At 61.0% G+C, this 7,154-nt stretch carries 7 protein-coding genes, 1 tRNA gene and 1 pseudogene; 2 read left to right on the top strand and 7 right to left on the bottom strand.

Annotated elements, in window-relative coordinates:
- From LOM8899_RS23425 to ychF, 6 genes and pseudogenes are all read right to left on the bottom strand, one after another.
- Positions 1-398 (bottom strand): annotated as a pseudogene (locus tag LOM8899_RS23425) (transposase); the annotation flags it as partial.
- 49 nt (positions 399-447) lie between these two features.
- Positions 448-768: a hypothetical protein gene (locus tag LOM8899_RS23245; protein WP_133065030.1), complete on the bottom strand. Its 321-nt coding sequence runs from the start codon at positions 766-768 to the stop codon at positions 448-450.
- A 134-nt stretch (positions 769-902) separates the two neighbouring features.
- On the bottom strand, positions 903-1,439 hold the full coding sequence (locus tag LOM8899_RS23715) for a tyrosine-type recombinase/integrase (RefSeq protein WP_245820524.1): 537 nt from the start codon (positions 1,437-1,439) through the stop codon (positions 903-905).
- Between the two features lie 51 nt (positions 1,440-1,490).
- On the bottom strand, positions 1,491-2,054 hold the full coding sequence (locus tag LOM8899_RS23710) for a tyrosine-type recombinase/integrase (RefSeq protein WP_245820523.1): 564 nt from the start codon (positions 2,052-2,054) through the stop codon (positions 1,491-1,493).
- A 167-nt stretch (positions 2,055-2,221) separates the two neighbouring features.
- A tRNA-Ser gene (locus LOM8899_RS13110) sits at positions 2,222-2,311 on the bottom strand.
- 542 nt (positions 2,312-2,853) lie between these two features.
- Positions 2,854-3,951, bottom strand: a complete 1,098-nt coding sequence (ychF, locus tag LOM8899_RS13105; RefSeq protein ID WP_093992651.1) for a redox-regulated ATPase YchF — start codon at positions 3,949-3,951, stop codon at positions 2,854-2,856.
- A gap of 105 nt (positions 3,952-4,056) precedes the next feature.
- Between ychF and LOM8899_RS13100 the strand changes: the two genes are divergently transcribed.
- Both LOM8899_RS13100 and trpA read left to right on the top strand, forming a co-directional pair.
- Positions 4,057-4,473 carry a VOC family protein gene (locus tag LOM8899_RS13100; RefSeq protein ID WP_093992650.1) on the top strand — a complete coding sequence of 139 codons (417 nt, stop codon included), beginning with the start codon at positions 4,057-4,059 and terminating at the stop codon, positions 4,471-4,473.
- Positions 4,474-4,559: 86 nt separating this feature from the next.
- Complete coding sequence (gene trpA, locus LOM8899_RS13095) at positions 4,560-5,351, top strand: tryptophan synthase subunit alpha (RefSeq protein ID WP_093992649.1); 792 nt, start codon at positions 4,560-4,562, stop codon at positions 5,349-5,351.
- Between the two features lie 63 nt (positions 5,352-5,414).
- Here the strand turns inward: trpA and LOM8899_RS13090 are convergent, their stop codons facing one another.
- A complete protein-coding gene (locus tag LOM8899_RS13090) occupies positions 5,415-7,016 on the bottom strand; it encodes a putative bifunctional diguanylate cyclase/phosphodiesterase (protein WP_093992648.1) in 1,602 nt (533 codons plus the stop codon).
- Between the last annotated feature and the right edge of the window lie 138 nt (positions 7,017-7,154).

The following is a 7,154-nucleotide window of genomic DNA, read 5'->3' as shown; positions in this document are numbered from 1 at the left end:
GCGGATCGATCCCGGCCAGGGCACAGGCCCGCCGCTGCGAGTAGCTCTTTTCCTTCATGGCCCAGTCCACAGCCTTCCTCCTCGAACATTCGCCATTGTCGCTCGGACCAATGGCGCGACATGGCTCTTCCTCTGAAGTTCTTTCCGAGCATCTCCTTCAGCGTGGCTACATCCATCATCTGCTCGGCCAACATCTTCTTGAGTTTCGCATTCTCGGCCTCGAGCGCCTTCAGCCGCTTCGCATCGGCGACCTCCATGCCGCCGTACTTGCGTCGCCAGTTGTAGAAGGTCGCGTCGCTGATCCCGTGCTTGCGGCACAGATCCGGCGCACTCATGCCCGCCTGGTGTTCCTCCAAAATGCCGATGATCTGCGCTTCGCTGAACCGGCTTCTCTTCATCGTCTGTCTCCTCAGTTGGAGAACAGGCTAACATCAAATCAAGAACTTCTCAGGGGAGCAGGTCAACTTGAACGCCCTTAAACTTTTGCGCCTGAATAGAATGAATGATCTTAAGACCAATCTCTTCGGCGATGTTCAGCTGCCTTTCTCTTTTGTCCTCGTAGCTACGACCGGTTTCTGAAAACTCATAGGCCGCCTCACTCCGAAGGCTTGACGTCTTTGCGACCCACTGAGTGAACTCGGCGTTTGCTGGATCGGAACACCAGTATGGCCCTAATCCTGCGTTCAGCCGTTCAATCCGCTGAGCGACGACATCGAGTTTCAGGTTGTTTATCGCACGTTTACACTGCTTCGTAGTCTCTTCGCTCAAAGCAACTCCAAAAAGCTAAATTGCCTCTAGACCAGATTAGTTCAACTCAATTGTTTTTGGGCCAGACTTGTTGAGGTCAATCTGATCGAAATCGGATTGGTTCAGGTCAATCGGGAGCATAGCTTTTCTTGTTCCTAGCCGATGACGACAAACTGAGACCATTGTTCTATCAGATCACGCCGCCTTTCCGGGAAATCTGACCGGGCATAGGCTCTTTCGACGTTTGAGCCGACTTTATGGGCCAGGCTCATTTCAGCCACCTCGCGAGGCACATTGGCCACCTCAGAAGCCCAATCGCGAAACGTTGAACGAAAGCCGTGAACCGTTACGCCCTCAACTTTCATGCGGCGCAGCAGCATAAGCATCGTCATGTTCGACATCGGGGCATGGCGCTTTTGACCTTCGAAGACATAGTCGGATTTCAAAGCGCGCAGCGGCTCAATGATGGAAAGCATCGCCTCAGTCAGAGGGACCCGGTGCAACTCACCGCCCTTCATCCGATCGGCAGGGCACGACCAGAGCCGAGCACCAGAGTCGATCTCCGCCCACTGCAGCCGCAAGACCTCGCTCGTTCTTGTCCCGGTCAGGCAGGTGAATACCAGAGCTTTCGACGACATCGCCCCTCGGGACACGAGATCGGCGTAGAAAGCTGGCACGTCTTTCCAGTGCATCGCAGTGTGGTGTTTGGGCTTGGCCTTCACTTTTGGAAGAACGCCCGCATCCTAGATCGCTGTCACCGGGTTCTCGCCGTCGCGGAAACCCTTCGACTTGGCGACATCGAGGACAGCCTTGATTCTCTGAACAAGACGCTTGGCGGTCTCGTGCTTCTCGGTCCAGATCGGCCCCAGGCACATCAGCACTTCGGGTTGGCCGATGCTATCCACGGGCATCCGCCCGATCTTGGGAAAGGCATAATCGCGCAGCGTGTTGATCCACTGTTGACCGTGCTTGGCGTTTTTCCACGTCGGCATCCGGTCAATGTGTACCTGCTGAGCAATCTCTTGGAAAGTTGGGATCTCACGGCGCGCGTTGAATCGGGGATTGAGCCCCTGCTTCGCCATGCGCCTGTATTCCAGGGCCCGCACGCGCGCCTGGTTTAACGGGACGATGTCTGCCCCGCCCAAGCCGAAGTCCGTACGTACCGGCGCGCCCTTCTTGTTCTTCTGACCCTTCACCACGACGCGAACAATCCAGCGCCGGGCACCGGAGGGGTCGACAACCAAGTAAAGCCCGTTGCCATCGCCATGCCGGCCCGGCCCAAAATTCTCGACCAGCTTCTTCGTCAACTTCCCGGATAGCGCCATCGAAAGTACCACTATCCATACCACTTAACGAAAGAAAACAGGCGCCATCGAAGATAAATCAAGACACATTCGCTTTGCGCGCAAACCACTGTTACAAAAAGAAAAAGACCGCCCAAAGAACCGAGCCGAATCAAACAAAAAAGGCAAGATGGCGGAGACGATGGGATTCGAACCCACGAGACCCTTCCGGGCCTACTCCCTTAGCAGGGGAGCGCCTTCGACCACTCGGCCACGTCTCCGCTGACCCGTTTATCGGTGGGGCCAGCGGGGGGCAAGTGCGAAAACACCCGCCGGCTTGCCAATGGCGCAATACCCGCACCACACCGAGAGGTCGTGCAAACTGCGAACGCCGGCGCAAGCCTTACTCGAACCAGCCCGGATGCACTGAGAGCGATGGGCGCAATCCCGCCACACCTCGGATCCGGTCGACACGGCTCGGAAAAGCAGGCCAAACCAACGGTTGGACGCCGGCCCTCAAGGCTTGGTAATGACTGATTGAGGCAAGGCCAGGAAACTTGACCTTGCGCCCCTCGGACGTCGAATTATCGGCGCGACATACTGGGACTCATGACCGAGAGAACCGAAGCGACGGACCGAGCAGGGCGGTCAGGACAACGCACGTGCATTGCCCGACCAAGTGGACGCAAGGACCACGAGCCGGCCACCTCGTCCGTTCGAACAACGGCAAGACCTTGGCGAGCCCCCTATCGCGAATTGGAGCAGGCATCCGACGACCGGGGCCCGGGCTCCGTGTGAAGTCGCCAAGAGCAGCCGGGCGGGCCTATGTGTTGAACAGGAAATGCATGACGTCGCCGTCCTTGACGAGATAGCCCTTGCCTTCCGCGCGCATCTTGCCGGCCTCTTTCGCCGGGCCCTCGCCGCCCAAGGCCACGAAATCGGCATAGGCGATGGTCTCGGCACGGATAAAGCCGCGCTCGAAATCGCCGTGGATCACGCCCGCGGCCTGGGGTGCCAGCGTCCCCGCAGGGATCGTCCATGCCCGGGCCTCTTTCGGGCCGACGGTGAAATAGGTCTGCAGATGGAGCAGCTCATAGCCGGCACGGATCAAGCGGTCCAAGCCAGCTTCGGCAAGACCCATCTCTTCGAGGAACATCTGGGCCTCTTCGGCCTCCAACTGGCTGATCTCCTCCTCGATCTGGGCCGAGATCACGACATGGGAGTTGCCCTCGGCCGCGGCCATCTCGGCCACCTTGGCAGAATGCTCGTTGCCGGTCGCAGAGGCGGATTCCTCGACGTTGCAGACATACAAGACCGGCTTCGACGTCAGCAGTTGCAGCATGCGCCAGGCCTTGGCGTCCTCTTCGGCCACGTCGACCACGCGGGCGGGGCGACCATCCTCGAGCACGGCCTGTGCAGCCTTGAGCAGGCGCTCCTGAGCAACGGCCTCCTTGTCGCCGCCGCGCACCTTGCGAACCAGGCCCTGCAGGCGGCGCTCGATCGACTCCAGATCGGCGAGCATCAGTTCGGTCTCGATCGTGGCGGCATCGGCGACAGGATCCACACGGCCATCGACATGAACGACGTCACCGTCCTCGAAACAGCGCAGCACATGGGCGATGGCGTCGACCTCGCGGATGTTGGCCAGAAACTGGTTGCCAAGACCCTCGCCCTTGCTGGCGCCCTTCACGAGGCCGGCGATATCGACAAAGGTCATCCGGGTCGGGATGATCTGCTTGGATTTGGCAATCGCGGCCAGCTTCTCCAAACGCTCATCGGGAACCGCCACATCGCCCACGTTGGGCTCGATGGTGCAAAACGGAAAATTCGCCGCCTGCGCCGCCGCGGTGCGGGTCAGCGCGTTGAAAAGGGTGGATTTGCCCACGTTCGGCAAGCCCACGATGCCCATACGAAATCCCATTTGCGTCCCCGATGCTCTGAATGTCGCCACCGCTCTAATCGCCAGCGGCCTGCCCCGCAAGCCGATCCGTGGTATCATGACGCAGTTGGAATCAGGAGGACCGCCATGCAAACCGCTCCATATCTCTTCTTCAACGGCTCCGCCCGGGCGGCGATCTCCGCCTATACGAAGATATTCGACGCACCCCCGCCCGACATCATGACGATGGCGGACGCGCCGCCCGAAATGGGCATTCCCGAAGATCGCAAGGATTGGGTGATGCATTGCGAGATGAAGATCGGAGACGGCATTCTCTATCTCTCCGACGATTTCGCGGGCAATTCGCCAGCGATGGACGGATGCTCGGTCATGGTTTCGCTGCCGACGGCGGTCGAGGCCAAATCCGTCTTCGACCAACTGGCCGAAGGTGGCGACGTCCGGATGCCGTGGGAGCCGACGTTCTGGTCGGCGGGCTTCGGCACGTTGACCGACGCCTATGGCGTAAGGTGGATGATCGGAACGGACGAAGCGCCGGGCGGCTGATCCCACCAGCAGCATTTGGTCGTGAATGGATTGATTTCCCCCGCCGGATCGCGCAAACCCAAGCGAGCTTTCAGACGGGACATGCCATGACACGGATCGACGCCAAATTCGCACAGCTTGCAGCCGAGGGGCGCAAGGCCTTCGTGGCCTATGTCATGGCCGGCGATCCGGACTATGACACCTCGCGCGACGTGGTCCTGGGGCTGCCCGGAGCGGGCGTCGACATCATCGAACTCGGGCTGCCGTTCACCGATCCGATGGCCGACGGCGAGACGATCCAATTGGCCGGGCAACGGGCGCTCGCATCGGGGCAAACGCTGGAGAAGACGCTGCAAATCGCCCGCGAGCTGCGGGCTGTCGACGACACGACACCGATCGTGATGATGGGATATTACAATCCGATCTATTCGCGCGGAGTAGAGCGGTTCTTGGTTGAGGCCCGCGAGGCCGGGATCGACGGCCTGATCGTCGTCGACCTGCCGCCAGAGGAAGACAGCGAGTTGTGCTTGCCGGCACAGGCCGCCGGCCTCAACTTCATCCGCTTGGCCACGCCCACAACCGATGACGCTCGGCTGCCCAAGGTGCTGACCAACACGTCGGGCTTTGTCTACTATGTGTCGATCACCGGGATCACCGGCGCCGCCACCGCGCAGGCCGCGGATGTGCAGCCGGAAGTGGCGCGGATAAAGGCCAAGACCGATCTGCCGGTGATCGTGGGCTTCGGGATCAAGACGCCCGAAGGGGCCGAGCAGATCGCCGGCATCGCCGACGGCGTCGTCGTCGGATCGGCCATCGTGGCCGAGATCGGCAAGGGCCGTCCCGTGGCCGACGTGCTGGCCTTCGTCAAAGACCTTGCCGACGGTGCGCATCGCGCCTGATCGATCAAACCGCCGCGCGGCAATGCTCGTTTCCGGCGCGACCGGCGGCCCGCGACCGGCGGCCTATTGGGCCGTGCGTCCCTTGGCCTCCCTGCCGGCCAAAGCGGATGACAGGGATGTCAACGGAACGGGAAGCTCAGCGATTTCACCGCGCATGATCGCGGCGGCGCGGGCGACATCATCGACAAGCTGCGGCAGGGCGTCTTCCGGCACCGGGCGGCTAAAGAAGTAACCCTGCCCCTGCACGCAGTTGTTGGTCTTCAGGAATGCAAGATCCTCGTCGCTTTCGATGCCCTCGGCGGTCACGGTCAGCTCCAGCGACCGGGCCAGGGCAAGCACGCCACGGACGATCTTGGCGTTCTGCGGATTGTGCTCGATATCCGAGATAAAGGACCGGTCGATCTTGATCGTGTCGAACGGCAGTTGCGACAGAACCGCCAGGCTCGATGTGCCGATCCCGAAGTCGTCCAGAGACACCCGAACGCCAAGGGCACGCAACTCCGAGATCACCTGGCGGGCGCGATCCATATCGATGAAGACAGCCGTTTCGGTGATCTCGATGGCAAGCCGGCTCCCCGGAATCCCCGCTTCGTCCAGAATACGGCCAATCCGCTTCGCCAGCCCCGCGTGGTTCAATTGGCGCGGCGAGAGGTTGAACGAAATGCTGAGCTTCGGATCCCAACTTGCCATCGCGGCACAGCAGCGCCTCAGTAACTGGTCGCTCAGCCGGTCGATCAGACCCAGTTCCTCGGCCAGCGGGATGAACACATCCGGCGCGACAAAACCCTTGTCGCCACGTTGCCAACGGGCCAGCACCTCAAAGCCGATGAGTTCGCCGGTCTCGATCTTGAGGATCGGCTGAAAGAACGGCAACAGCGTGTTGCAGTGAACCGCATCGCGCAATTCGGCAGCCAATAGCGCCCGTTCACGCAAGGCATCGCCCAGTTCGTCGTCAAACAGGGCCCAGCCACGGGCGGGGCCGGACTTGGCGTGATACATCGCCTGATCGGCGTGGTTGATCACCTCGGTCGCGGTGATGGAAGGCTCGGCCTTGGCGATTCCGACGCTGCAGGTCAGGGTTTCGCGCCAATCCTCCACGAGGAACGGTTCGGACACCGCGGCGACGACCCGATCGGCCAGCGCCGTCGCCTCGGCTTCGCCGCTCGCGCGGGTGAGCAGCATCGCGAATTCGTCGCCGCCCATCCGAAACGCCTTGGTCCGGGGGCCGGACAGCTTGCACAGACGTTCGCCCACTTTGCGCAGGATGATGTCACCCGCCGCATGGCCGCGCAGGTCGTTGAGCGGTTTGAACCGATCGAGGTCGATCATCAGCACATAGGTCTCGGCGGCTTCGGGGGCCATGCCGCGCAATTGCAGGATGGCATTGAGCGCCGCGCGATTGGGCAAGCCGGTCAGCATGTCGAGATGCGAGATCGCCTGCCCTGCCCGCTCCGCCTCGATACGGGCATGAACGACGGACCGCAAACTACTGCTCCGGCCCCAGATCAGGAAGGGCACCGAAAGGGCGACGGCGACCAAGCCGCCCGCGATCTCCTCAAGAGGCCATGATTCGTGCGCGCGACGGAAATCTTGGAACACGGCAAAAAGATCGAAGACATGGAAGACGGCACCGCCGATGATGGCAAAGGCCGCGACAATTCCCATCTGTCTTCTGTTTGACCGTCGAACTCTATCCACCTTGGACCTCGGCTTAGGATTACGTTAGGCCTAACGGTGGAGGCTTAAATAAACGTGAAGCAATCAGTCATCACCCGCCGAAGGCGCGTTTGTCCGGCGCGACGA

This window comes from Flavimaricola marinus (genome assembly GCF_900184895.1).
GTDB classification, from domain to species: domain Bacteria; phylum Pseudomonadota; class Alphaproteobacteria; order Rhodobacterales; family Rhodobacteraceae; genus Flavimaricola; species Flavimaricola marinus.
This window is presented reverse-complemented; position numbering and strand designations above follow the sequence as displayed.

Coding starts and splice junctions, on each gene's coding strand:
- LOM8899_RS23715 (WP_245820524.1), bottom strand. CDS start 1,439: ATGCACTGGAAAGACGTGCCAGCTTTCTACGCCGATCTCGTGTCCCGA.
- ychF (WP_093992651.1), bottom strand. CDS start 3,951: ATGGGATTTCGTATGGGCATCGTGGGCTTGCCGAACGTGGGCAAATCC.
- LOM8899_RS13100 (WP_093992650.1), top strand. CDS start 4,057: ATGCAAACCGCTCCATATCTCTTCTTCAACGGCTCCGCCCGGGCGGCG.
- trpA (WP_093992649.1), top strand. CDS start 4,560: ATGACACGGATCGACGCCAAATTCGCACAGCTTGCAGCCGAGGGGCGC.
- LOM8899_RS13090 (WP_093992648.1), bottom strand. CDS start 7,016: ATGGGAATTGTCGCGGCCTTTGCCATCATCGGCGGTGCCGTCTTCCAT.